General features: G+C 76.5%; 1 pseudogene. It reads right to left on the bottom strand.

From position 1 onward, the window contains the following. Window positions 1–578: pseudogene (locus ACYVE9_RS30280) on the bottom strand (hypothetical protein); the annotation flags it as partial.

Below are 578 nucleotides of genomic sequence, written 5' to 3'. Positions count from 1 at the left end.
GCCGCGCCGGGCGCACGCCCAGGTCAGCGCGGTGCGCAGGCTCAGCAGCAGGAGTTCGTCGGCCGCCACCGCGGAGAGCCGGACCAGCCGCCACAGCGCGGACTCGCCACGTCGCAGCAGCCAGCCCGCGGCGAGGTAGGCGAGCAGGTGGCCGAGCAGCATCGGTCCGGAAGCCATGGCCAACGCGGTGCGCATGACGGCTGCCAGGCACTCGGCCGCGGCGTTACCGCCACCCGGATAGCCGCCCATCGCGGCGTCGGCATGGCTGTGGCCGCTGTGCGCGACCGCGCCGCTCAGGCCGGCATCGGCGACCAGCCTGCGGGCCTCCGCCTCGGTCAACGCGGCGGCGGCCCGGTCGTTGCAGGCCAGGCTGCCGGTCAGCGCCAGCAGGTCGCTGCGACCACCGGAAGGCCGCACGTCCGGGCTGCCGGTCCCGGCGGAGGCGAAGAGAGTGTGCAGGGCCATCTGCCCTGCCGCCAGCAGACCCGCGATGCCCGGCAGCGACCGCTCCCGGCCGGCGAGCGGCACGGCGACGGCGAAGACCAGCGCGACGGCCGCACCCAGCGTCCACCAGGGCA

This window comes from Streptomyces sparsus (assembly GCF_054776295.1).
This window is presented reverse-complemented; position numbering and strand designations above follow the sequence as displayed.